Origin of the sequence: Polynucleobacter alcilacus (assembly GCF_018881545.1) — a bacterium.
In the GTDB taxonomy this organism is placed as follows: domain Bacteria; phylum Pseudomonadota; class Gammaproteobacteria; order Burkholderiales; family Burkholderiaceae; genus Polynucleobacter; species Polynucleobacter alcilacus.
In genome coordinates this window covers 495,290-518,978 of record NZ_JACVQD010000001.1, presented here as the reverse complement: position 1 = coordinate 518,978, position 23,689 = coordinate 495,290, and the positions used below count along the sequence as shown (strand labels likewise).

Sequence of the window (23,689 nt, the reverse complement as noted above, 5' to 3'; positions counted from 1 at the left end):
CCTTAAGGAAAAGAAACGATGATGAAAGGTGGACTTGCTGGTCTCATGAAACAGGCTCAGCAGATGCAAGAGAAGATGAAATTAGCGCAAGACCAATTGGCTGCGTTAGAGGTCACTGGCCAAGCTGCTGGTGGCTTAGTGAAAGTAACGATCTCTGGCAAATACGAACTCAAGCGGGTGCAAATTGATCCAGGTGCAATGGATGATCGCGAGATGTTAGAAGACTTGATCGTTACTGCCTATACAGAAGCATTCAAACAAGTAGAAGCAGCAAGCGCACAGATGATGTCTGGTGCTACTGCTGGTATGCCAATGCCCCCTGGCTTTAAGCTGCCTTTCTAAACTAATTGATTTAATTCATTCATGGCACGCATAGAAGCACCTGTTGATGCACTCGGTCGTTTGATCGAGGCTTTGCGTGTGCTACCAGGAGTAGGCCCCAAGTCTGCGCAGCGCATGGCCTTTTATCTTTTGCAACATGATCGTAATGGCGCTGCAGTACTGGCGCAGTCATTAGGTGAAGCGGTAGAAACGGTTGGGCACTGCGCGCGTTGTAATACCTTCTCTGAAACCCAAATCTGTATCACCTGTTCCGATGATCGTCGTGATCCATCCTTGCTGTGTATTGTGGAAACGCCTGCAGATCAAGTGATGGTGGAGCAGACTTTAAGTTTCAAAGGCAATTACTTTGTATTGATGGGGCGTCTCTCACCACTCGATGGTATGGGTCCCAATGAAATTCATTTTGATCGCTTACTAACCCGTATTGAAAATCCGGATACCGGGGTATCTATTCGGGAAGTGGTGTTAGCCACCAACTTCACCAGTGAAGGTGAAGCTACTGCCCATTACATTGGTGAAGTACTTAAAGCCAAAGGCATCAAAGTCACGCGGATTGCACGTGGCATCCCCGTAGGCGGGGAGTTGGAGTATGTCGATGCGGGCACCTTGGCAAGAGCTTTAATGGATCGACGCTAATAGCTAGTCCTTAGCTTAAAACCCGCGTTCAGCCTATTACCCTCAGCTTAGGGGAAGTACTTAAATACGTACCGTAATAGTTGCATTAGAGTCGATTTATTACAAGAAAGTAGCTTAATAAGGGAGATGGGTCATGCGTAAATTTCAGTCCACCAATATCTTGGTAGCAAGCTTAATGAGTGCTGGTTTGATATTGGTTTCTAATGTTGCCCAAGCTCAAGTAGGCTTTCCGCCACCACCACCCAAAGTAAGTCCTGCAGCAGGGGTGATTGATATGCACGTGCACCCCGATCCAGATGTTTTTGGTAGATCCTTAACCGATTATGAATTAGCCACTATTGCTCGTCGCAAAGGGATGCGCGGTATCGTCATTAAAAACCACGTAGTGACCACGAATGATCGTGCAGCCTTGGTCATGCAACAAGTCCCAGGAATTGAAGTGTGGGGCGGCATTGTTCTGAACAAATCGGTTGGTGGGGTCAATCCTTCAGCGGTAGAGTGGATGCACCGTATGTCTGGCGGTCGCGGCAAAGTGGTTTGGTTGCCAACCTTTGACTCTGATAAGCATGTCAAGACTCTGGTTGATAAGAACCAATCTGGCATTGTGGTTGCGACCAATGGCCAAGTCACACCAGAACTTGAAGAGGTATTAAAAATCATTGCCCGTGAAGATTTAATTCTGGCTACCGGTCACATCTCGGCTGAGGAAGTTGTGACAGTAGTCAAGCGCGCCAAGGAATTGGGTGTCAAAAATATCTTAATTACCCATGGCTTAACGAATATTCCTGGCCTATCTTGGGAGCAGGCCAAGCAAGTTGCTGCGATGGGTGCTTATATTGAAATTTGCTACTTACAATTTATGACGGGTCCTACAGCACAGTACAAATGGATGACGCATTGGGAAAAAGTGGACGCAACCATGGTTGCTAAAGCGGTGAATGAAATTGGCGCAGACCATTTAGTACTCTCAACCGACCTGGGTCAACAGGGCATGATGACGCCACCCGATGGCGTTGAGAATGAAATTGCAGCGGTCAAAGCGGCGGGTGTATCACAAGCAGACGTTGACAAGATGATGAAAAAGAACCCAGCAAAACTCTTGGGTCTAAAAGACTGAGGCGCATTTCTGGCGAGGGATCGGTCTTTTGTCATGCCCGAGACATAAAAACTAGGTAAATTATCTCTTTTTGGGGATAATTTGGCCTGCAGCATCCTTGGTCTTCAATCCCAAGCCATGCTTGCCTTGTTTTTCCTATCGGCATGTTGCTTTTGCTTTGATTGCATTGGCATCCCAATTAGAAGTTGTGAATGACCCGCAAGATTTATCTTTTTCTCCTGTTGAGCATTTTTTATACTATGTTGGGCACTTCTGCATTTGCGCAGAGGGCGGGGTCAGGCGCTGATCAAATTGCCAGTTTTGCTGACGATATTTCCTGGCTGCCAACTGAAGGTGATATTTTTGGTCTGCCGGTAAACGTGCACGGTCAAACCACCTATATCAATCAGCGCTATAACAATTTCACCTCATCTTATTCTGGCCAGAACAGTTTGTCGGCTGAGAAGGCAATGAGCTACACCTGGTCGGGTACTTTATTTTTCGGTGCACGCTTAGCACCAAACACGGATGTGTACTTCAATCCTGAAGTAGTCTCAGGCGTTCCATTTTCTGGATTACTGGGTCTAGGTGGCTTTAGTAACGGCGAGGCAACTAAGGCAAGTGGATTGAATGCCAAGTTGTATTCTGCGCGCGCATTTGTGCGTCACACCATCAATCAAGAAGGCGACAAAGTGGTTCTTGAGAATGATGCCAACCAAATTACCCAAACCGTGAGTAGTAATCGCGTGGTGATTACTGCCGGTCAGTTTTCTACTTTAGATATTTTTGACGACAGCCGTTACGCTAAGGACCCGCGTATTCAGTTCATGAACTGGGGCAATATGACCTATCTAGCCTATGACTACGCTGCTGATGCCCGCGGTTACAGTACAGGCTTAGCAGGTGAGTGGTATGTGGATAATTGGGTTTTGCGCGCCTCTCGCATGCTTGCACCCAAGAACCCGAATGGCCGCGATCTCAGCTGGCAAATCTTTAATACCTATGGTGACCAAGTGGAAGTGGAGCGCCAGCACAATATCGGCGATCTCCCCGGTAAGGTTAGTGTGCTGGCGTATCGCAACAGAATGATCTTGGCGCGTTTTTCGGATGCAACCAATTATGTCATTGCGAATAACGCCCAAGGCACTCAAGCGATTAACAATGTACGCACTAACTATCAATACAAAACGGGTATTGGTATCAATGGCGAACAGGCCTTAACTAAGGACTTAGGTATCTATGGACGCGCCTTTACATCCGATGGCCATACTGAAACCATGTCTTTTACAGAAGCGGATAACTCCGTTTCTGTTGGTATGGGCTTTAATGGCACAAGTTGGAGTCGCCCCAGCGACACTATTGGTGTCTCGATGATGCAAAACGGCCTCTCCAGTTACAGAAGGGGTTATCTGCAAGCAGGTGGTGTGTCTTACTTTATTGGTGACTATGCTAGTCCTAGCCAGACAATTTCTTATCGTCCAGAGCGGATTGGCGAGGTCTATTACAACGCCTTGGTAGTCCACAATATCCTTGCAGGTTTGAACTTTCAGCACATCAGTAATCCGGCCTACAACTCAGCCCGCGGTCCGGTAAATATCTTGTCTTTCAGGATTCATGCTGAGTTTTAGAGTATTGACTGCGGTGAAGGTTCATTATTATTTTTAGAATCAATAAGATAGGGTTTGTTAATTATTCGCCTTTTCACTTTTGTAACCTATAATCCCTAAAACCCCCTGTAGCGGTCATGAACTGACGGTATTTCTGCATCAGGGGCTGTAAAAACAGTATTTTGATTGATTTAAAGGCAGCCGCATTTGTTGAATTTCGGCATACGTAAAACTAGCGCATCAAGCCTATTCAAAAGCATTGCGCCATTTGCAATGATGACTTTTGCTATTTCAGTATTTGCCCAAACATCTACAGATAAAGTGCCCGCTAGTGTGACTGTTCAGTCAGGGGATTCTGCATTATCTGCGCCACCATCGATTGGCTCGCAACTCAATTCCCAAGATAAAAGTTCTAAAGCGGCTGAGCTCTTTGCGCCTGTAACCCAAAAAAATACCCCCATGATTTATACCAAGGGTACGCCGTCAGGTCCTTCTGAGATGGATTTGCGCCAACTCTGGAATGAGTTGAGGTTGAACAATCCGCAGTTGTCCTCCTTACGCGAATCCTATCTCGCTGCCAAAGCAACCGTGCCGCAAATTAATGCGCCTGCCAATCCACAAGTTGGTCTCATCTGGTCTGGTATGCCAGCGGGTGCTCCATTTGCTTTGGGTGGGGCAAATGCACCAACAACGCAATACCCTCAGGGTATTAGCCAAAATAACGGCATTACCTTTGCTCAGCCGTTCCAGTTCCCAGGTAAAAAGAGTTTGGCATCGGAGATTGCCAATACCAATGCCGAAGCACTGTTTGCTAGTGCGGAATCAACGTATTTGCAATTGGGTGCTCAACTATCGACTTTGTACTACGGTGCTCTTGCTGCTCAGAAGCAGTTACAAGTACTAAAAGAATCCGTTGTGCGCTTGGAAATGATTAAGAACGTGGCTAAAGCCCGTTACTCCAATAACGCTGCAGCGTATGTTGAATTTCTGAATGCGCAGGTCGCGCAAAGTTCAGCACAAGCAGACCAATTTAATGTGGAACGTCAGCTACAAGTTGCGATTAATAGCATCAATACCTTGGTTGGTCGACACTCGCGTGAAAAACTCATACTTCGCGCCGATGTGCGGCGTGCTTTAGCTGGTACACCTTCCCTGATTGAATTAGAAGATTACGCAGAAACGAGTCATCCCTCTTTGAAGAGCACGACTTTACAATTGGATGCTGCACGTAAAGGCGTGGACCTAGCCAAGAAAGCCTATTTACCGGATTTCCAAGTCATTGGATCTTCCTTTACTCCGCGTGGACCATTTTCTGCAAATAACGGCACGATGTTTTATCAGCTGGAATTTGATCTCATTATTCCGCTATATTTCTTTACCAAAGAAAAATATGGGGTAGAGCAGGCCCAGCGCAATCAAGCGGCTGCCGAGGCGGGTAATATTTCGAATCGCCAGCAAATCGTGCTCGCCGTCAATGCTGCGTATGCTGCCTATGAGCTGGCCAAGAACCAAACCCAATTTTTGCGGGAGCGCCAGGTACCGCAGGCGGATGCCGCCTATAGGGTAGGCCTGACGCAGTACTCGAATAATGGTCAAGGATTTAATGATTTATTGATTGCCCAAACCCAATTGCGTACATTGGAGATTGCATTGGCGCAGGCAGAGAGTAATCTATTGCAAGCACAAGCAATATTAATGGTTTCAGCGGGCAAAGAGCCTTTTTAAGGAGTAGTTTTGATCGACAAAATTCTTTCGTTTCTCAAGCAATTATCTGAAAAGGCAAAACCCATTTTGCAAAAGGGTGCCGATCACGGCGCACATCATGCAAAGATTGCCGCTGCCGGTTTGGTGGGCTTGTATTGGAACCTTTCTGCGATTAATCGATACCGTTTGCGCTTGGCAGCCTTTGCTTTTGCAATCCTGTCGCTAGGGATCGTAGTAGGCCGCATTACTAACGTTGACCGTACAGTAAAGACTACTACTTCAGATAAAGCACTCAAAGTAGAGAAGAGTGGCGTCTTAGAGTTAAAACTTCCTGGCGTTCAATTGAATCCGGAGATTTATGTATTTCAGGTAGCTGAAAAAGTCCAAGTACCAGTCAATATTAAAGTACCGGGACGTTTGGCATTTAACGCAGAAAGATCGAAGGTTCTTTCTGTTCGTGCTCCCGGCAGAGTAGAGCGCATTTATGCTTTTGATGGTGCTCAAGTAGAGATGGGTTCTCCAGTAGTTGAACTCTACAGCCCAGAGTTTTTATCGGCACAGCAAGAGTATTTGCTTTCCTCCAAGACCGCTAAGATTTTGGAGGGCAGCAAAACGATGAGTGATTTACTGGGTGATGCCCGCATTACTCAACAAGCGGCTGCAAGCCGTATGAGAAATTTGGGCGCCGGTGAAGGCGATATCAAGAGTATCGAAACCACGGGTAAGACTTCGAGTAATTTGATCATGCGCTCACCGATCAAAGGCGTTGTAGTCAAGCGCAATGTTGAGCCTGGTGCTGCTGTGAACTCAGGTGATGTCATTACCACTTTGGCTGACCCGAAGCATCTTTGGTTTTTGGGTAACGTGTTTGAACAAGATTTTCGCATGATCAAGCAGGGTCAGAAAATGACCTTACGGCTTGAAGCCTATCCTGATAAAGAATTTATTGCCTATGCGAATTACATCGCACCCACGATTGATCCACAGACGCGCGCCTTGTTGATTCGTGCTGATGTAGAAAACACAGATGACTTATTGCGTCCTGATATGTATGCCTATGGTTTACTGAATACGGGCACTGCTGATGCGGTAGTGGTGCCGCAATCCGCGATTGTGCGGGTGCGCGAGAACCGTTACGCCATTATTAAGATTGGTCCTGAAACGTATCGCCGTGTGCCTGTTAAAGGTTATGACCTCAATAGCAAGAGCTTTGCCATTACTGAGGGTGTAGAGCAGGGCTGGCAAGTATTGGCTGAAGGCGCTGTTTTGTTAAATGATCGCTTCGCTAAACAGGAGGACTAATTGAGTATTTTTACCTCCTTCATTCGGGGAGTTATCGAAAAGCGCATATTAGTCATCTTTGCTTCAATCGCATTGCTGGGCTTGGGTATGTTCAGCCTCAGCAAGCTACCCATTCAGCCCTATCCAGGGGTTGCACCATTAACCATCCAAGCAATTTCGCAATGGCCTGGACGAAGTACTACTGAGGTTGAGCAACAGGTCACCATTCCCGTAGAGAATGCACTAGCGGGTATTCCTGGTTTACAAGCATTTCGTTCAGTCTCTTTATTTGGACTCTCAGTTGTTACGCTTAAATTTAATGACACAACCGATCCATTTAAGGCGCGTCAAGTATTTATATCAAATTTAGGGAATGTCGCCTTTCCTCCAGGCGTTACTTCCAGTATTAGCCCTGACTCAGATGCAACCGGCGAGATTATGCGTTACGAGGTGCGCTCTGATTACGCCTCTTCTACGCAATTGAAGACCTTGCAAAACTATGAGATCTATAAAGAGCTCAAACAAACACCTGGTGTAGCCGATGTATCTTCTTTTGGCGGTAAGGTGCGTCAATATCAAGTGATTGTTAGTCCTGAAAGTTTGCAAGCCAAGGGTGTATCCGTCAATCAGCTGATCTTGGCACTCACTAACGCTAATAGCAATACCGGTGGTGGACTCCTTCCAAGTGGAGAGCAACAGTTTGTGGTGCGTGGCGTTGGTTTACTGAAGAATATTGATGACATTAAACAAGTAGTCATCACCATTAATAATGGCGTGCCGATTCGGATTGGTGATGTTGCTCGGGTGGAGATTGGGAATGCGCCACGCTTAGGCATGTTCCAGTTCAATGAAAACCCCGATTCGGTTGAGGGCATTGTTTACCTGCGTCGCGGTGAAAATGCTACTGAAGTTTTAGCACGTGTCCGTACTACTATTGATAATATCAATAGACATGTATTGCCCCCCGGTATTGAAGTAAAACCCTTCTATGATCGTCAGGTTCTTTTAGACATCACCATTGGAACGGTCAAGCACACCTTATTTTTTGGTATCTCTTTGGTGTTGGCGGTGCTGTTCTTCTTCTTAGGCAATATCCGTGCTGCAGCAGTGGTCGCTGCTGTGATTCCCTTGGCTTTATGCGTGTCTTTTATTCAGATGCACATCTGGAGTGTGCCGGCCAATTTGATTTCCTTGGGTGCGATTGACTTTGGAGTCATCGTTGACTCTGCAGTGATTCTGACTGAGAACGTCATGCGTCACTTAGAAGAGGGCGGCAAGCGTCTCAATCAAAGCATCATCATGGCAACGAGTGAAGTACAGCGCGCCATGATTTACTCCACGGGAATCATTATTGTTGCCTACTCACCATTGTTCTTTATGGGCGGGGTAGAGGGCATTATCTTTAAACCAATGGCCTTTACCATGGGCTTTGCCTTGATCGCAGCGATGGTATTGAGTCTGACTTTCTTGCCGGCGATGATTTCTTTAGTGTTTGGAGAGAATCTGCAGCACAAACCACCCTCCTTTATCACCAAGATTTTGGCTGGTTACAAACCTTTACTCAGAGGCTGGATGGATCGTCCTTTTACCGTTTTTGCTGCAGCGGTATTTGTGTTGGGTTTAACTCTATTGAGTATGACGCGCTTAGGCACTGCCTTCCTACCAACCTTGGAAGAAAATAATATTTGGTTACGCGTGACCTTACCTAATACGGTCGATTTAGATTACTCCGTGAAGGTTGCCAATCAACTGCGCGAAACCTTTTTGAAGCAGCCAGAAATTGACAAAGTCGCTGCACAAATTGGCCGACCAGATGATGGTACTGATTCCACCGGGGTGTTTAACCAAGAGTATGGCTTGTATCTCAAGAGTCCAGAGAATATGCCAGCTGGGACTTCTAAAAAAGATCTCATCACCCATTTAGAAACTGAGCTCAATAAGATCCCAGGTATCACTTATAGCTTCTCGCAATATATTCAAGATAACGTCAACGAGGCTTTATCCGGAGTGAAGGGCGAAAATTCCGTCAAGATATATGGTACTGATCTTGAGGTCTTAGACCAAAAGGCGCACGAAGTCATTAACCAACTCAAGCTCGTGCGTGGCGTAGCGGATGAAGGTATCCTGAAAGAGCTCGGTCAGCCCACGCTCAACATTCAGATCGATCGCGATCGTGCTGCGCGTTATGGCATCAATATGAATGATATTCAAACAGTGGTAGCCAATGCAATCGGTGGCGCTGCAGTAACCAACCTGCTCGAAGATGAAAAAACCTTTGGCATTGCGATTCGCCTCAATGAGGGTAGTCGTAATGACGTATCTGATATCGGCCATTTATTAGTAGATTCCCCTGATGGCACCAAAATCCCACTCTCGATGGTTGCTACCGTGCAACTAACGGATGGCCCATTCTTTATTTATCGCGAAGCAGGTAAACGGTACATTGCCATTAAATTTAGTGTGCGTGACCGTGATTTGGGAAGCGCTGTGGAAGATGCCCAATTCTTGGTTGAGAAGAATATTACTTTGCCGCCAAATTACTCGATTAGTTGGGATGGCCAGTTTAATCAGATGAAGCAGGCACAGAAAAAGTTGATGTTTATTGTGCCTTTAGCGCTATTAGGTATCTTCTTACTTCTCGTCAGTGCGTTTGGTAACTTCCGGGATGCTTTCATTGTGATGCTGAACGTACCATTTGCGGCTATTGGTGGGGTGGTTGCATTACATCTTGCGGGGGAGACGCTCAGTATCTCGGCTTTCTTCGGATTCTTATCACTCTTTGGTATTGCGATTCAGGACGGTGTGATCTTAATCTCCTTTATTAATAAGACCGCTGCTACGGAGCATGGTCAGATGAAAGACGTCATGGTCGAGGGTGCTTCATTGCGGGTGCGCCCAGTATTGATGACTGCTGCGCTTTCTGGATTGGGACTGTTGCCAGCTGCTTTATCTCACTCGATTGGTTCTGAGGCACAACGTCCTTTAGCCCTAGTGATTGTGGGTGGTATGGTGACGACAACTATCCTGACCCTCTTGGTGTTACCGGTCATTTATGGCTGGTTTAGAGCGCGCGCCTTAACTCCAGCAAGCAATGTTTAAATAAGTACATGAGCAAATAATTGAAAGTAACGAATCGTCATGAGTGAACGTCAGCCCCACATCTTGGTCTCCAATGACGATGGCTATTTAGCTCCAGGCTTATTGGCTTTAGTCAATGCAGTGCGACCACTCGGCCGTATTACCGTGATTGCACCTGAGCAAAACCACAGCGGGGCTTCTAATTCCTTAACGCTCTCTAGACCACTCTCGATTCATCGGGTGGCTGGTGGTGAGCGTGATGGCTTCTTCTTTGTTAATGGCACGCCAACGGATTGTGTACACGTGGCCATGACTGGCTTCTTAGATGAAAAGCCTGACCTTGTGATTTCCGGCATTAATCAGGGTGAGAATATGGGTGAGGATGTCTTGTATTCAGGTACGGTAGCTGCAGCCATCGAGGGGGTGATGTTTGGAGTTCCTGGTATTGCCTTCTCCCAAATTGATCGTGGCTGGAATCGGATAGAAGATGCTGCTAAAGCCGCCCATGATGTCGTGGCGCAAATGTTAGTGTCTACCTTGGCTCGCACTGAAGGCACTGCGACTTTACTTAACGTGAATATTCCCAATCGTCCTTATGCGGATTTATATCGTTGGCGTGTTACTCGCCTAGGCAATCGCCATCACTCTCAACCAGTTGTAGTTCAAGATAGTCCACGGGGCGATAAGATCTATTGGATCGGAGCAGCAGGGGATGTCAAAGAAGGCTCTGAAGGTACTGACTTTCATGCGGTTGCCGAAGGATGTATTTCTATCACACCTATGCAGCTCGATTTAACCCACCATACCCGCTTAGCAGCGATGTGTGCGAACGGTTGGGATCGCGGTTGAAGGTTCCAACAGAACGTTTCGCAGCTTATCGTCAAGCGCTCGCAGCCAAAGTACACGCTAGCGGTGTAAAGCACGGCAAAACTTTAGAAGCGATTGCCACGGTTCCGCGCCATGCTTTTATGGACGCTGGTTTACACGCCCAAGCATATGAAGATACGGCGCTACCCATTGGTCATGAACAAACCATTTCCAAACCATCGGTTGTCGCCCGCATGATTGAGTTATTGCATAAGCCCAGACATAAGCTGGGCAAAGTGTTAGAAATTGGCACTGGTTGTGGATATCAAGCAGCAGTTCTCAGTCTTTTAGCGGATGAAGTGTATTCAGTAGAGCGTATTCGTTTGTTGCATGACATGGCAAGAGCAAAGTTACGTCCATTTCGCATTAATAATCTCCGTCTCATTTATGGCGATGGTATTTTGGGTTTACCGCAAGCTGCGCCCTTTGATGGAATTATTTTGGCAGCAGCAGGGCTGGGAATTCCGGATGCCTTATTAGACCAATTGGCTATTGGCGGGCGTTTAGTCGCCCCGGTTGCCAAAAATGAGAAAGAGCAACAACTCATCATGGTCGAAAGAATGAGCTCCCAGCGCTATCAAAGGACTGTGCTGGACGAGGTCTTTTTTGTCCCCTTACAATCAGGGGTAGTATGAGATCTATCCTGAGATCTATCGCAAATTCAATGCCCAATATGCCTAAAAGCCTATCCCACTGTTTCTTATTCGCTGCACTGTCTGCCTCATTGCTACTGATTACGGCTTGCACTACCCCGCGCACTAAGCCAGCCACTGTCACTGACCGCACCAGCAGCGTTGTTGAGCAAACTCCCCCAGGTTACTACCGCGTGAAGAAGGGTGACACCTTAGCGCGGATTGCTTTAGATAATGGTCAAGCGCCACGAGATGTGGCGCAGTGGAATAGTGCAGCTAATCCCAGCTTTAATCCCAATGTGATTGAAGTGGGTGACTTAATCTTGGTTAAACCGCCAGCAGGATCTAAAGTTGCTAAGGCTCCTGAGAAAAAATCCACTCCCACGACTGATAAAACAGACGCTCTAACTTCTACTCCAGAGCCAACAAAAGCTGAAGTGGTTGCTGAGCCAGGTATTCGTTTATCTTGGCCAGCTAAAGGCAAGGTCAGTGCTGAATTTAGCGAAAGCAATAAAGGCATCGATATCGCTGGTAAGGTCGGCGAGCCGGTGCTTGCTGCATCGGACGGTAAAGTGGTTTATGCCGGCAACAGTTTGCGCGGTTATGGCAATTTAATTATTGTGAAGCATGACAATACCTATCTCACTGCTTATGCTCACAACAGCAAGCTCTTGGTAAAAGAAGGCGATTCTGTGCGCAAGGGGCAGAAGATTGCGGAAATGGGAGACACGGATACCACGGCCCCTAAACTCCATTTTGAATTACGCGTAAACGGCAAGCCAGTAAATCCCACCCCGTATTTGCAGTAATGCTACTGAAATAGGGTAAGGGGTATGGCCACTGTTCTGGTATTTGATATTGAAACCATTCCCGATGTCGCCGGACTGCGTCGTCTGGAAGACTATCCAGACTCCCTGAGCGATACCGAGCTAGCCGCTCAAGCAATGGCGGAGCGTGCCACCAAAACCGGTAATGAATTTCTGCCCCTGTATTTACAAAAGATTGTGGCGATTTCCTGTGTGATTCGTAGAAGTACCAAAGAGGGTGCGCCCCAGATTAAGGTTGGTACCCTAGGCACTCCGCAAGACGAAGAGAAAGTCTTGATACAAGCCTTCTTTGATTTAATTGAAAAGTACACCCCCCAATTGGTTTCTTGGAATGGCAGTGGCTTTGATTTACCAGTATTGCATTACCGCGCATTAGCAAATCACATTCAAGCACCACGCTATTGGGAGATGGGTGAGAGCCAGGATTCTGACAGCCGTGAGTTCAAATGGAATAACTACATTGGCCGTTATCACATGCGCCATCTCGATTTGATGGACTTGCTGGCAAAATTTAATGGCAGGGCTAACGCCCCCTTGGATGGCTTAGCAAAGTTATGCGGATTCCCGGGCAAGATGGGCATGGACGGCAGTCAAGTCTGGCCTGCCTATCAAGAGGGCAAGATCAATGACATTCGGCGTTATTGCGAGACCGATGTTGTCAATACCTATCTCATGTATTGCCGCTTTCAATTACTGCGCGGTGGATTCTCATTAGCAGAGTATCAAGAAGAGATTGATTACGTAAAAGCCTATTTAGAAAAAGAAGCCAAAGAGCCTAACGGTGGTCACTGGCAAGAATATCTCCAAGGTTTTACTCCGAATGCGTAGAGGGGATAAGCCAGTCAATATTGAAGTGACTGTGCCAATCCAAGTTGATGCTTTGGATCTAGATGCCCAAGGGATTGCTCGCTTGGTACCTAATGAGGAAGAGACAAGCCAAGGCCAGAGCGGGAAGGTGATCTTTATCAAAGGCGCGCTGCCTACAGAGCTTGTTACCTATACGATCACTAGTGAAAAAGCCCGTTTTAGTAAAGCGAAAGTGCGCGAGATATTAAAGCCGGCTGTATTTAGAGCAGAGCCCAAATGCAAATCCTTTGGCGTTTGTGGTGGATGCACAATGCAGCACTTAGATATTCGGGCCCAAGTCGCCATGAAGCAGCGTGTCTTGGAAGATGATCTGCAACATATTGCCAAAGTAAAACCCTTAGAAATTCTACGACCTATGGGTGGGCCTGCTTGGGAGTACCGCCATCGAGCGCGCTTAAGCGCTGTCAACCGCTCTATTAAGAAGGGCACGGTACTGATTGGATTTCATGAGGGGAAGAGTGGCTATGTTGCTGACATGCTTGCCTGCGAGATTCTGCCAAAGCAGGTATCCGACCTACTCCCCGAAATGCGTAAATTGGTCATGGGCTTATCGATTGTGGATCGCATGCCACAAATTGAAATCGCCGTAGGTGAGCCTGAAGAGCCAGGGTCGGATGATCCCAAGAAGGCTAAGCCAGTCACTGCATTGGTATTTCGTAACCTCCTGCCTTTAACAACTGCCGATGAGGCGCTTTTAAAGGCCTTTGCAGATGAGCACCAGGTGTGGATTTGGTTACAAGCAAAAGGGATTGAGACTGTCGCACCGTTCTACCCAGAAACAGGCAAGCTTTGCTATCGCCTACCCGAATTTGAAATCGAGATGCCATTTAAGCCGGCGGATTTTACGCAAGTCAATCATATGATGAACCGCGTGCTTGTCAGTAGAGCCATGCGTTTACTAGATGTAAAGAACACCGATCGCATCCTTGATTTGTTTTGTGGCATTGGCAATTTCACCTTACCGCTCGCCAGAAAAGCCAAAGCAGTATTAGGAATCGAAGGGCTCGCAAGTTTAACTACGAGAGCAACAGAAAATGCCGAACATAATGGCCTCACTGATAAAGCCAGCTTTATGCAAAGTGATTTATTTGAAGTCACCACCGAAACGGTTGCCTCGTGGGGTAAAGCAGAGCGTTGGCTAATGGATCCGCCCCGCGAAGGGGCGATGGAGATATGTAAAGCACTTGCCCAATTGCACGCTCAAGCGAGTGACTTACCCCCTGAGCGCATCGTGTATGTCTCTTGTAATCCCAAGACTTTGGCAAGAGACGTGGAAATCTTGTGTCATCACGCAGGCTATACGCTGAGTAGCGCAGGGATCATCAATATGTTTCCCCATACTTCCCATGTGGAGTCGATTGCGGTATTTAACCGCTTAACGCCTCCCTAAATCCCTGATTTAGTGCATTGGGCTTTTTTACGGTGCAATAGGCCCAACTCCCTGTCTTATAGAAGAGTAGATTGAAGCTGTGCAGTGAGGTATGACTGTTAACAATTTCCTCAAAGGGAGCGTCATGAAAACCTCGGATGGTTTTGTAATCGTATTGATTTTGATTACACTGTCTTTTGCGGTCAGCATGTTTGTGGCTAACTGATTTAAGACAGCTTAATGCCATTGTGTGATAAAAAATAGGTATCATATTTATTTTCACGCAAAGGTATTTTATGAAATCAATGATTGGCCTCACGCTTGGCCTTGGAATGAGTTTCCTCGTAAATGCGCAAATGACCCCAAGCTTGGCTAAGGTCTATAGTGGTAATACCGTTGAAACTTCCATCAACGCTTCCCAAAAGAATCCGAAAGTACAAAAGCAAACTGTCACTGCCACCTTAACCATCCTGAAACAAGATGGGCAGCATGTTGAATTTATGTATCAAAATCCGGCTTATAAAGCTTATGAAATTGGCACCATCTCTGCTGATGGCAAGAAATTACAAATTGCCTATAAGGGCGGCTTTGGCGTTTATGACATTAGTGAAAATAAATTGGTGGGCTGTGGATCTGGGCGCGCTAGTGAAGGCCCGTTTAGCCAATGGGTGAATACCTACTTCGCGTGGTGTGATGATTTAATTGCCAAGTGATATTGGGCAGGGCATAAAAATAAAGGCGCCGAGGGCGCCTTTATTCATGAGAGTAATGAGATCTTAATCTCGGTTGCCGCCAACAATACCCAAGAGGGCGAGTAGGTTGGTGAACACGTTGTAGACATCTAAGTAGATTGCCAAGGTAGCCATGACGTAGTTGGTTTCACCACCATTGATGATGCGTTGGACATCCACCAAGATGAAGGCAGAGAAGATGGCGATTGCTAAAACCATCACGGTCAACATCAGCGCTGGCAACTGCAACCAGATGTTTGCTAAGGAGGCAACGATCAAGAGCAGAACACCAACCATCAACCATTTACCCATACCAGAGAAGTCGCTCTTGCTCACAGTAGCAATAGTTGCCATCACGGCAAAGATCGCTGCTGTACCGCCGAAGGACAGCATGATGAGGGTAGCGCCATTGCTGTAGCTACTGAGGGTGTACCCAATCAAGCGGGACATCATGATGCCCATGAAGAAAGTAAAACCGAGCAGGAGTAAAACCCCTATGCCAGTGTCTTTATTCTTTTCAATCGCCCAGAAGAAGCCAAAAGCCACCGCCATAAAGACGATGAAGCCCATGAATGGGCTTTCAGCGAAGAGACTAAAGCCTGTTGCAACCCCAAGCCAGGCGCCAATCACGGTAGGGATCATGGATAGTGCCAAAAGGGCATAGGTATTGCGTAGTACGCGGTTACGTATCTGAACGGTGCTGATCGAGCCTGCTTGCCCAAAGCCGTAAGAGTTGAGATCACTCATATTGACTCCTTTTTTCATATTAAATACATGAGCCCATGGAGGGCTTATGAGAGTAAGTATAGACAAAATGCCTGAATTTCAAGACCCCCCGTAAAAAGACTACAAATCAAGGGGTTATGCCTTGTAAATTCAAGGGCTTAGCCCTACTCATATAGGGGTAAATACGGTCAGGCATTGTATAATTCGGGGGTCGTTGAAGTAGGGCGGGTATTACACCCTTTTTAGCCCTGCCGAACAAATATCTTTGAATTCACTATTGGAGTCTTGCATGGCAATTGAACGCACCCTTTCTATCATCAAACCTGATGCTGTCGCTAAAAACGTCATCGGCAAAATCTATGACCGTTTTGAATCCGCTGGTTTGAAGATTATTGCTTCCAGAATGGCGCATCTCTCCCAAGTAGAAGCTGAGCAGTTCTATGGTGTTCACAAAGATCGTCCTTTCTTTAAAGATTTGGTGAGCTTCATGATTTCTGGCCCTGTGATGATTCAGGTGTTGCAAGGTGAAGGCGCAATTACGAAGAATCGTGACTTGATGGGCGCGACTGATCCTAAGAAGGCAGACAAAGGCACCATCCGTGCTGATTTTGCAGACAGCATTGATGCTAATGCAGTACATGGTTCTGATGCTCCTGAAACAGCTGCTGTGGAAGTAGCCTTCTTCTTCCCTGGCATCAATGTTTTCAATCGTTAATCACAGCCTTTAATTCAATAAGCTATATTTACTTTATAAGTAGACGCATTGACCTCCCCGCGCGTAAATCTCTTAGATTTTGACGCTGACCAAATGGCGGCGTATGTTGCGGGGTTGAATGAAAAGCCCTTTCGGGCAAAGCAGCTCATGCAATGGATCCACCAACGTGGTGTAGCCGATATTAATGACATGAGCGATCTGGCAAAAAGCTTCAGAGCGACCTTGCTAGATAAGGCAGAAGTCCTTTCTCTTCCCGTCATGAAAGATGAACACGCTACAGACGGCACCCGCAAGTGGTTGCTGGACGTTGGGGCTGGCAATGCAGTTGAGTCCGTATTTATTCCCGAAGATGATCGTGGCACTTTGTGTATCTCGTCACAAGCAGGCTGCGCAGTCAATTGCCGTTTTTGCTCAACCGGACGCCAGGGGTTTTCTCGCAACCTCACTTCCGGTGAAATCATCGGCCAACTGTGGTTTGCTGAACATCTATTGCGCAGTGATCCCGAAGCGATTCGCAGAATAGAAAAATACCCAACTCCAGGCTGGGAGCACACAGGACGTGTGATCTCAAATGTGGTGATGATGGGAATGGGCGAACCACTCCTCAATTACGACAATGTGGTGTCTGCATTGCGTTTAATGTTAGATGACAGGGCCTATGGTTTGTCACGCCGTCGTGTGACTGTTTCTACTTCGGGCGTCGTACCGATGATCGATCGCCTGGCACAAGATTGTCCAGTAGCTTTGGCAGTGTCACTGCATGCGCCGAACGATGCACTGCGTGATCAACTCGTACCACTCAATCAGAAATACCCCTTACATGAATTACTCGCTGCTTGTGAACGTTATCTGCCGTTTGCACCAAGGGATTTCTTGACATTTGAATACTGCATGCTCGATGGCGTGAACGATTCGGATATTCAGGCAAAAGAGTTGGTACGCTTACTCAGAAACATCAAGTGCAAAATTAATTTGATTCCGTTCAATCCATTTCCAGAGTCTGGCTTGAAGCGCTCATCAGACCAGCGCATCCATGCCTTTTTTGGCATTCTCTTGGATGCCGGCATGGTGGCTACAGTACGCAAGACCCGTGGTGACGATATTGCAGCTGCCTGTGGCCAGTTAGCCGGAGATGTCGTAGATCGTACGAAGGTACGCGAGCGGGCCTTGCACAAGGCTGAGATCGAACTCACCGAGCTTGAGTCTGATGAAGATACAGATGAAGAGCTCAATGCACGGTCAAACGAGCAGCCCATTGAGTGGCTCAAAAAGTTAAACTAAAGATTAGATCCTAATCCACTGATCCAATGCAATCGAATCATTCCTTACCACCCCTTCCGAGCTTACCTTTGGGACCATCTCCTAAGAGAGCAACACGTCAAGCAAGAGTTACATGGAAAACCAACATCATTACTGTGGGTGGTGATGCACCAGTGCGCGTGCAGTCAATGACCAATACCGATACTGCCGATGCGGTGGGTACCGCGATACAAGTAAAAGAGTTGGCACGGGCTGGCTCAGAGATGGTCCGCATTACTGTAAACACCCCTGAAGCAGCAGCAGCGGTTCCGTATATTCGTGAGCAGTTGGACAAGATGGATATCTTGGTGCCCTTAATTGGCGATTTTCATTACAACGGCCACACTTTATTAAATGATTTCCCCGAGTGCGCTAAAGCGCTCTCCAAATACCGGATTAATCCAGGTAATGTGGGTAAGGGCGCTAAGCGTGATCCGCAGTTTGCACAAATGATTGAAGCTGCTTGTAAATATGACAAGCCGATTCGCATTGGTGTCAATTGGGGAAGTCTAGATCAAGCGCTGTTAGCTTCCATCATGGATAGCAATGCTGCTTTAGCAATGCCTAAGACTGCACAAGAAGTGATGATCGAAGCATTGATACAGTCTGCACTGCAGTCCGCAGAAAAAGCAGTTGAGTTGGGTATGAACCCAGATCAAATTATGCTTTCTTGCAAAGTGAGTAATGTCCAAGATTTAGTTGCGGTCTATCGCGATCTTGCGCGCCGCTCAGACTACCCATTGCACTTAGGTTTAACCGAAGCTGGCATGGGTAGTAAAGGCATTGTGTCTTCCACAGCGGCGCTGGGCATCTTGTTGCAAGAGGGTATTGGCGACACAATTCGGGTTTCACTAACTCCTGATCCAGGCGCGCCACGTGAGAACGAAGTGATTGTGGCTCAAGAGATTTTGCAAACCATGGGCCTGCGTCATTTCACGCCAATGGTAATTGCATGTCCTGGCTGCGGTAGAACGACTAGTACCACTTTTCAAGAATTGGCTGCCAATATCCAATCTTATTTACGCCATCAAATGCCTTTATGGAAGAAAAGTCATCCTGGTGTTGAGAATATGAATGTGGCTGTAATGGGCTGTATCGTGAATGGCCCTGGTGAAAGTAAGCATGCCAATATTGGTATCTCTTTGCCGGGTACGGGCGAGGCACCTGCAGCACCCGTGTTTGTGGATGGCATTAAGGTGAAGACTTTGCGCGGTGAACACATTGCCGAAGAGTTTCAGGTCATCGTGGATGAGTATGTCAAACAGCATTACTCAGCAAAATCCTAATCAAGCCCAATTAGCAGAACAAGAATAAATATGACCGATCAAAGCAAAGACCTCAAAGTGCAAGCTAAAGCCCAGAAGATCAATGGCGTTCGTGGCATGAACGATCTATTGCCGGCTGATGCAGCACAGTGGGAACACCTTGATCATGTTCTGCGTGATGTAGCGCGTGCTTATGGTTATGAGTTTTTACGAACACCAATCCTTGAAGCAACTGCCGTATTTCAGCGGGGTATTGGTGAGGTTACCGACATCGTTGAAAAAGAAATGTACTCCTTCGAGGATCGCTTGAATGGTGAGCAGCTCACCTTACGTCCTGAGGGTACTGCAGCACTTGTGCGCTCTGTGATTGAAAACAATCTCTTGTATGAAGGGCCTAAGCGTCTTTGGTACACCGGTCCGATGTTTCGGCATGAGCGCCCACAACGGGGTCGCTATCGTCAATTTCACCAGTTTGGCATTGAAGCACTGGGTTTTGCTGGTCCTGATATCGATGCAGAGATTATTCTCATGGGTCAACGCCTCTGGGATGAGCTCGGCCTTAAAGGGGTTCGACTGGAGATTAACTCCCTAGGACAGGCTAATGAGCGTGCCGAGCATCGTGCTGCGTTAGTGACTTACTTTGAGAAAAATACAGCGCAACTAGATGAAGATTCACAGCGACGTCTGATGACGAATCCTTTGCGTATTTTGGATTCCAAGAATCCAGAGATGCAAGCATTGATTGAAGGCGCACCCAAATTATTGGACTTCTTGGGAGCAGAGTCACTCAAGCACTTTAACGCCGTACAGGCTTTACTTAAGTCAAACAATATTCCTTGCAAGATCAATCCACGTCTAGTGCGTGGTTTGGATTATTACAACCTCACGGTATTTGAGTGGGTGACTGATGAATTGGGTGCACAGGGTACTATTGCTGGAGGTGGTCGTTACGATCCCTTAATTGAGCGGATGGGTGGTAAAGCAGCCCCCGCGTGTGGTTGGGCAATGGGTATGGAACGGGTGTTAGAACTCATGAAGGTTTCAGGATCATTGCCAGAGCCCCAAGCACAATGTGATATTTTTGTTCTGCATCAGGGTGGAGAAACCTTAACTGCTGCCATGATTATTGCTGAGCGTTTGCGGAGCGCCGGTATCGACACTATCCTTTTCTGCCCCCCAGATGGGGAATCCGCTAGTTTTAAGTCTCAAATGAAGAAAGCGGATAGCAGTGGGGCTGCCTTTGCAGTCATCATTGGTCCAGATGAATTGGCCAAGGATGAGGCTCAGATCAAAGACTTGCGTGCGAGTGGTGAGCAAAAATCCATACCTTTGGATGGGGTACTAGAGGCCGTAATGAATGCTCTAGTAGGCGCCTCCGAATAGAATGGGTCTCATAGTCGACTTAATTAGCAATACATTACTTATAAATCAGCTTGGATTCACATGCCTTTAGATCTAGAAGAACAAGAACAGTTAGACCAATTCAAAGCATTTTGGAAAAAGTATCGCAACCTCATTACAGGGGTTTTGACAGTCGCTTTGTTTGCTTATGCTGCCTACAGTGGTTATCAGTGGTGGCGTAATAGCCAAGCGCTCGAAGCTTCTAAACTCTATGAAACGATGATTAGCGCCATTGCCAAAGGCGATAAAGAGCAGACCTTACGTGCTGCTGATGATTTGCAAAAGCAATTTTCTAGTACGCCATATGCATCGATGTCTAGCTTAGTTGCCGCAAGAATTGCTTCTGATGCTGGCGATAGCGCTAAAGCGCTCGACTATTTGCGTTGGGCTGCCAAGAATGCATCAAATGAAGGTTATTTAGCTTTAGCTAAGTTACGCCTTGTGACCCAGTTGATCGAGCAAGGGACTGAAAAAGATTTTGCAGAAGCAGACCAAATCTTGAAAGAGACTCCCATCGCTGGCTTTGAGGCTTTATGGCTCGAGCGTCGTGGCGATTGGTATTTAGCGCAGAAGAAAAATGCGGAAGCCAAAGGTAGTTACCAAGAAGCTTGGAAGAAATTAGACCAAGCAAAAGAATTTCCTGAAGAAGCCCGTCGTCTCTTGAAAGTGAAATTAGATGCCGTTGGAGGAGTTGCTCAGTGATCAATGTGGAGATGATGGCGATGAAGCGTTTTGTAAAGTTGGCAAGTACCACTGTGTTGGTAGGTTTGCTTGCTACTACTTTAGTTGCTTGCTCAGGGGGGTCTAGGGTTCGCAAACCTGCTGACTTGGCTACAGTCAGTAATCAGTTCGATTTACAGCCAGTCTGGTCAACCAGTGTTGGCTCTTCAGAAACCTTCAACTTTCATCCGGTAGTTGCGGGTGATGCGGTATATGCAGCGTCGCATCGCGGCAATTTAACAAAAATTGATTTAGTAACGGGTAACAAACTATGGGAGGCATCTGTTCCGGAGCGCCTCGCAATTGGACCTGGGTCTGATGGGCGCACAACAGCAGTCGTTAGTATTAAAGGCATGGTGTATGCCTATGACGACACCGGTAAACCCATCTGGAATGTTAGTGTTGGTAGCGAGGTCTTGAGTGAACCGATTGTTGCTGGGGGTGTGGTAATTGTGCGCGCTTTAGACAATCGATTTATTGGCTTGGATGCACAAACTGGGGCACGCAAGTGGACCTACCAACGTCAACAATCTGCCTTATCCTTGCGCGTAGGTTATGGCATGTTGGCTCTCGGTAATGAAGTGATTGTGACTGGGTTTGCTGGTGGTCGTTTTGGCATGATTGCCATTGCCAACGGTGGTTTAGTTTGGGAAACACCGGTTTCCTTCCCGAAAGGCTTCTCTGAAATTGAGCGTCTTAACGATGTCACAGCTAAACCGAGTATGGATGGCGATGTCATCTGTGCAGTTTCTTATCAGGGGCGGATTGGTTGTGGGCAAGCCCGTACTGGCGCTCTCATCTGGTTTAAAGATTATTCCAGCTACACTGGCACCTCACAAAGTGCAGATTTAGTGTTCTCTGCTAATGAAAAATCCCATATCACCGCATTTACTACTAAAGACGGTACTCAGTTTTGGGAAAATACCCAACTCCAGTACCGCGATGTGGGCGAATCTTTAGCGGTGGGAAGAGTGTTACTGATGGGTGATGCGCAAGGTTATATTCATGCATTTTCACAGGCGAATGGCGAGATGGTTGCGCGCATTCGTCACGATAGTAGTCCAATCTCTGCCGCACCTCTTGCAGTCGGCGGTCTCATCTTGGTTCAATCTCAAGGTGGGAAATTAGCGGCGTATAGTCCAAAATGAATCCAGTCATCACTATCGTCGGCCGTCCCAATGTAGGGAAGTCGACTCTCTTTAATCGCTTAACGCGTTCACGTGATGCCCTGGTAGCCGACTTTTCAGGTTTAACGCGAGATCGTCACTACGGTAAAGGCCGCATTGGTGAGCGTGCATTTATTTGCGTCGACACTGGCGGTTTTGAGCCGGTTGCTAAAACCGGCATCGTTGCCGAAATGGCAAAGCAAACCAAGCAAGCGGTAGCTGAGTCAGACATTATTATTTTCTTAGTCGATGGGCGCTTAGGCATGGCACCACAAGACCGCGTGATTGCCGACTTCTTGCGCAAGACAGGTCGCCCAATCATCTTGGCCGTAAATAAAACGGAAGGAATGCAGGCAGGCATTGTGACTGCCGACTTTCATGAGCTTGGCTTGGGTGAACCCTTCCCCATTTCTTCTGCGCACGGCGATGGTGTGCGTGGTCTGATTGATGACGCATTGGATTCACTTGGTATTGCTGAGCCAGACGAAGAAGAATTAGCAAACGACCCTAATCGCCCCATGAAGATTGCTGTCGTTGGACGTCCGAATGTGGGTAAATCGACTTTGATCAATAAATTGATTGGTGAGGAGCGGGTGATTGCATTTGATCTGCCCGGAACGACTCGCGATGCAATTGAAGTTCCCTTTGAACGCAATGGTAAGCCATACATCCTGGTTGATACTGCTGGCTTACGTCGTCGCGGCAAAGTATTTGAAGCCATTGAGAAGTTCTCCGTTGTTAAAACATTACAAGCTATTGCTGATTGCAACGTCGTTATCTTGATGTTGGATGCACAGCAAGATATTTCTGAGCAAGATGCCCACATCGCTGGATTTATTGTTGAAGCAGGGCGTGCACTCGTTGTTGCTGTGAACAAGTGGGACGGAATAGATACGTACGTAAAAGAACGTGCGCGTTTAGAGATTGCACAAAAACTCCGCTTCTTGGATTTTGCCAACGTGCATCCGATCTCTGCTAAAAAAGGCACTGGCCTCAAAGAACTTTTTAAAGATGTAGATGCTGCTTATGCAGCAGCGATGGCTAAACTCCCAACGCCACGTTTGACTCGTATCTTAGAAGAGGCGATTGAACATCAGCAGCCCAAACGCGTGGGTATGGGCCGGCCAAAATTGCGTTATGCGCACCAAGGCGGCATGAACCCTCCCATTGTGGTGATTCATGGAACGGCATTGAGTGGTGTGACGGACAGTTATAAGCGCTATCTGGAAGGGCGTTTTCGGGATGTATTTAAGCTACGCGGCACCCCCTTACGCATTCAGATGAATACCGCTAAAAACCCTTATGTGGATGCCGATAAAGGCAAAAAAGGTAAAAAACGCTAATTTTTATTCAGCTTTAT

The 23,689-nt window shown here is 47.1% G+C and carries 20 protein-coding genes and 1 pseudogene; 20 read left to right on the top strand and 1 reads right to left on the bottom strand.

What is annotated here, in order from left to right; genetic code table 11:
* The first annotated feature begins 18 nt into the window (after positions 1-18).
* The 13 genes and pseudogenes from ICN45_RS02620 (at position 19) to ICN45_RS02560 (ending at position 15,019) form a co-directional block, all read left to right on the top strand.
* Complete coding sequence (locus ICN45_RS02620; protein WP_216172778.1) at positions 19-342, top strand: YbaB/EbfC family nucleoid-associated protein; 324 nt, start codon at positions 19-21, stop codon at positions 340-342.
* A 21-nt stretch (positions 343-363) separates the two neighbouring features.
* A complete protein-coding gene (gene recR / locus ICN45_RS02615) occupies positions 364-978 on the top strand; it encodes a recombination mediator RecR (RefSeq protein ID WP_216172775.1) in 615 nt (204 codons plus the stop codon).
* Between the two features lie 133 nt (positions 979-1,111).
* Positions 1,112-2,095, top strand: coding sequence for a DUF6282 family protein (locus ICN45_RS02610; RefSeq protein ID WP_216172772.1), 984 nt, complete (start codon positions 1,112-1,114; stop codon positions 2,093-2,095).
* 239 nt (positions 2,096-2,334) lie between these two features.
* Entirely contained in the window at positions 2,335-3,702 is a 1,368-nt protein-coding gene (locus ICN45_RS02605; RefSeq protein WP_255531058.1) for a carbohydrate porin, read from the top strand.
* A 252-nt stretch (positions 3,703-3,954) separates the two neighbouring features.
* Positions 3,955-5,406: a TolC family protein gene (locus ICN45_RS02600; RefSeq protein WP_255531057.1), complete on the top strand. Its 1,452-nt coding sequence runs from the start codon at positions 3,955-3,957 to the stop codon at positions 5,404-5,406.
* A 9-nt stretch (positions 5,407-5,415) separates the two neighbouring features.
* Positions 5,416-6,687 (top strand): efflux RND transporter periplasmic adaptor subunit, encoded by a 1,272-nt coding sequence (locus ICN45_RS02595; protein WP_216172764.1) that lies wholly within the window; start codon positions 5,416-5,418, stop codon positions 6,685-6,687.
* The gene (locus tag ICN45_RS02590; RefSeq protein WP_216861708.1) at positions 6,688-9,765 is read left to right on the top strand and encodes an efflux RND transporter permease subunit; all 3,078 of its coding nucleotides are present in this window, start codon (positions 6,688-6,690) and stop codon (positions 9,763-9,765) included.
* A gap of 39 nt (positions 9,766-9,804) precedes the next feature.
* Positions 9,805-10,593 carry a 5'/3'-nucleotidase SurE gene (gene surE, locus ICN45_RS02585; protein WP_216172761.1) on the top strand — a complete coding sequence of 263 codons (789 nt, stop codon included), beginning with the start codon at positions 9,805-9,807 and terminating at the stop codon, positions 10,591-10,593.
* Between the two features lie 29 nt (positions 10,594-10,622).
* A pseudogene (locus ICN45_RS02580) lies at positions 10,623-11,246 on the top strand (protein-L-isoaspartate(D-aspartate) O-methyltransferase); the annotation flags it as partial.
* A 38-nt stretch (positions 11,247-11,284) separates the two neighbouring features.
* Positions 11,285-12,052, top strand: a complete 768-nt coding sequence (locus ICN45_RS02575) for a peptidoglycan DD-metalloendopeptidase family protein (RefSeq protein WP_255531056.1) — start codon at positions 11,285-11,287, stop codon at positions 12,050-12,052.
* Positions 12,053-12,076: 24 nt separating this feature from the next.
* Complete coding sequence (locus ICN45_RS02570) at positions 12,077-12,898, top strand: 3'-5' exonuclease (RefSeq protein ID WP_216172753.1); 822 nt, start codon at positions 12,077-12,079, stop codon at positions 12,896-12,898.
* On the top strand, positions 12,891-14,327 hold the full coding sequence (rlmD, locus tag ICN45_RS02565; protein ID WP_216175596.1) for a 23S rRNA (uracil(1939)-C(5))-methyltransferase RlmD: 1,437 nt from the start codon (positions 12,891-12,893) through the stop codon (positions 14,325-14,327). Before ICN45_RS02570 ends, rlmD begins: the two co-directional genes overlap by 8 nt.
* Positions 14,328-14,602: 275 nt before the next feature.
* Positions 14,603-15,019, top strand: a complete 417-nt coding sequence (locus tag ICN45_RS02560) for a hypothetical protein (RefSeq protein ID WP_216172750.1) — start codon at positions 14,603-14,605, stop codon at positions 15,017-15,019.
* Positions 15,020-15,082: 63 nt separating this feature from the next.
* On the opposite strand, the gene ICN45_RS02555 is transcribed toward ICN45_RS02560, so the two are convergent.
* Positions 15,083-15,784, bottom strand: a complete 702-nt coding sequence (locus tag ICN45_RS02555; RefSeq protein WP_216172747.1) for a Bax inhibitor-1 family protein — start codon at positions 15,782-15,784, stop codon at positions 15,083-15,085.
* Between the two features lie 268 nt (positions 15,785-16,052).
* Here ICN45_RS02555 and ndk point away from each other — a divergent pair, with 268 nt between their 5' ends.
* Genes ndk through der form a run of 7 tightly spaced genes read left to right on the top strand, consistent with a single transcriptional unit; the run spans position 16,053 to position 23,672 of the window.
* Positions 16,053-16,478 (top strand): nucleoside-diphosphate kinase, encoded by a 426-nt coding sequence (ndk, locus tag ICN45_RS02550; protein WP_216172744.1) that lies wholly within the window; start codon positions 16,053-16,055, stop codon positions 16,476-16,478.
* 48 nt (positions 16,479-16,526) lie between these two features.
* Positions 16,527-17,759 (top strand): dual-specificity RNA methyltransferase RlmN, encoded by a 1,233-nt coding sequence (gene rlmN, locus ICN45_RS02545; protein WP_216172738.1) that lies wholly within the window; start codon positions 16,527-16,529, stop codon positions 17,757-17,759.
* Positions 17,760-17,785: 26 nt separating this feature from the next.
* On the top strand, positions 17,786-19,063 hold the full coding sequence (gene ispG, locus ICN45_RS02540; protein WP_216172735.1) for a flavodoxin-dependent (E)-4-hydroxy-3-methylbut-2-enyl-diphosphate synthase: 1,278 nt from the start codon (positions 17,786-17,788) through the stop codon (positions 19,061-19,063).
* A 30-nt stretch (positions 19,064-19,093) separates the two neighbouring features.
* Positions 19,094-20,425, top strand: a complete 1,332-nt coding sequence (gene hisS / locus ICN45_RS02535; protein ID WP_216172732.1) for a histidine--tRNA ligase — start codon at positions 19,094-19,096, stop codon at positions 20,423-20,425.
* Positions 20,426-20,485: 60 nt separating this feature from the next.
* Positions 20,486-21,145 (top strand): YfgM family protein, encoded by a 660-nt coding sequence (locus ICN45_RS02530; RefSeq protein ID WP_216172730.1) that lies wholly within the window; start codon positions 20,486-20,488, stop codon positions 21,143-21,145.
* Positions 21,142-22,311 carry an outer membrane protein assembly factor BamB gene (bamB, locus tag ICN45_RS02525; RefSeq protein WP_369411457.1) on the top strand — a complete coding sequence of 390 codons (1,170 nt, stop codon included), beginning with the start codon at positions 21,142-21,144 and terminating at the stop codon, positions 22,309-22,311. The genes ICN45_RS02530 and bamB overlap by 4 nt, the downstream gene beginning before the upstream one ends.
* Entirely contained in the window at positions 22,308-23,672 is a 1,365-nt protein-coding gene (der, locus tag ICN45_RS02520; RefSeq protein WP_216172727.1) for a ribosome biogenesis GTPase Der, read from the top strand. The genes bamB and der overlap by 4 nt, the downstream gene beginning before the upstream one ends.
* Positions 23,673-23,689: the final 17 nt, after the last annotated feature.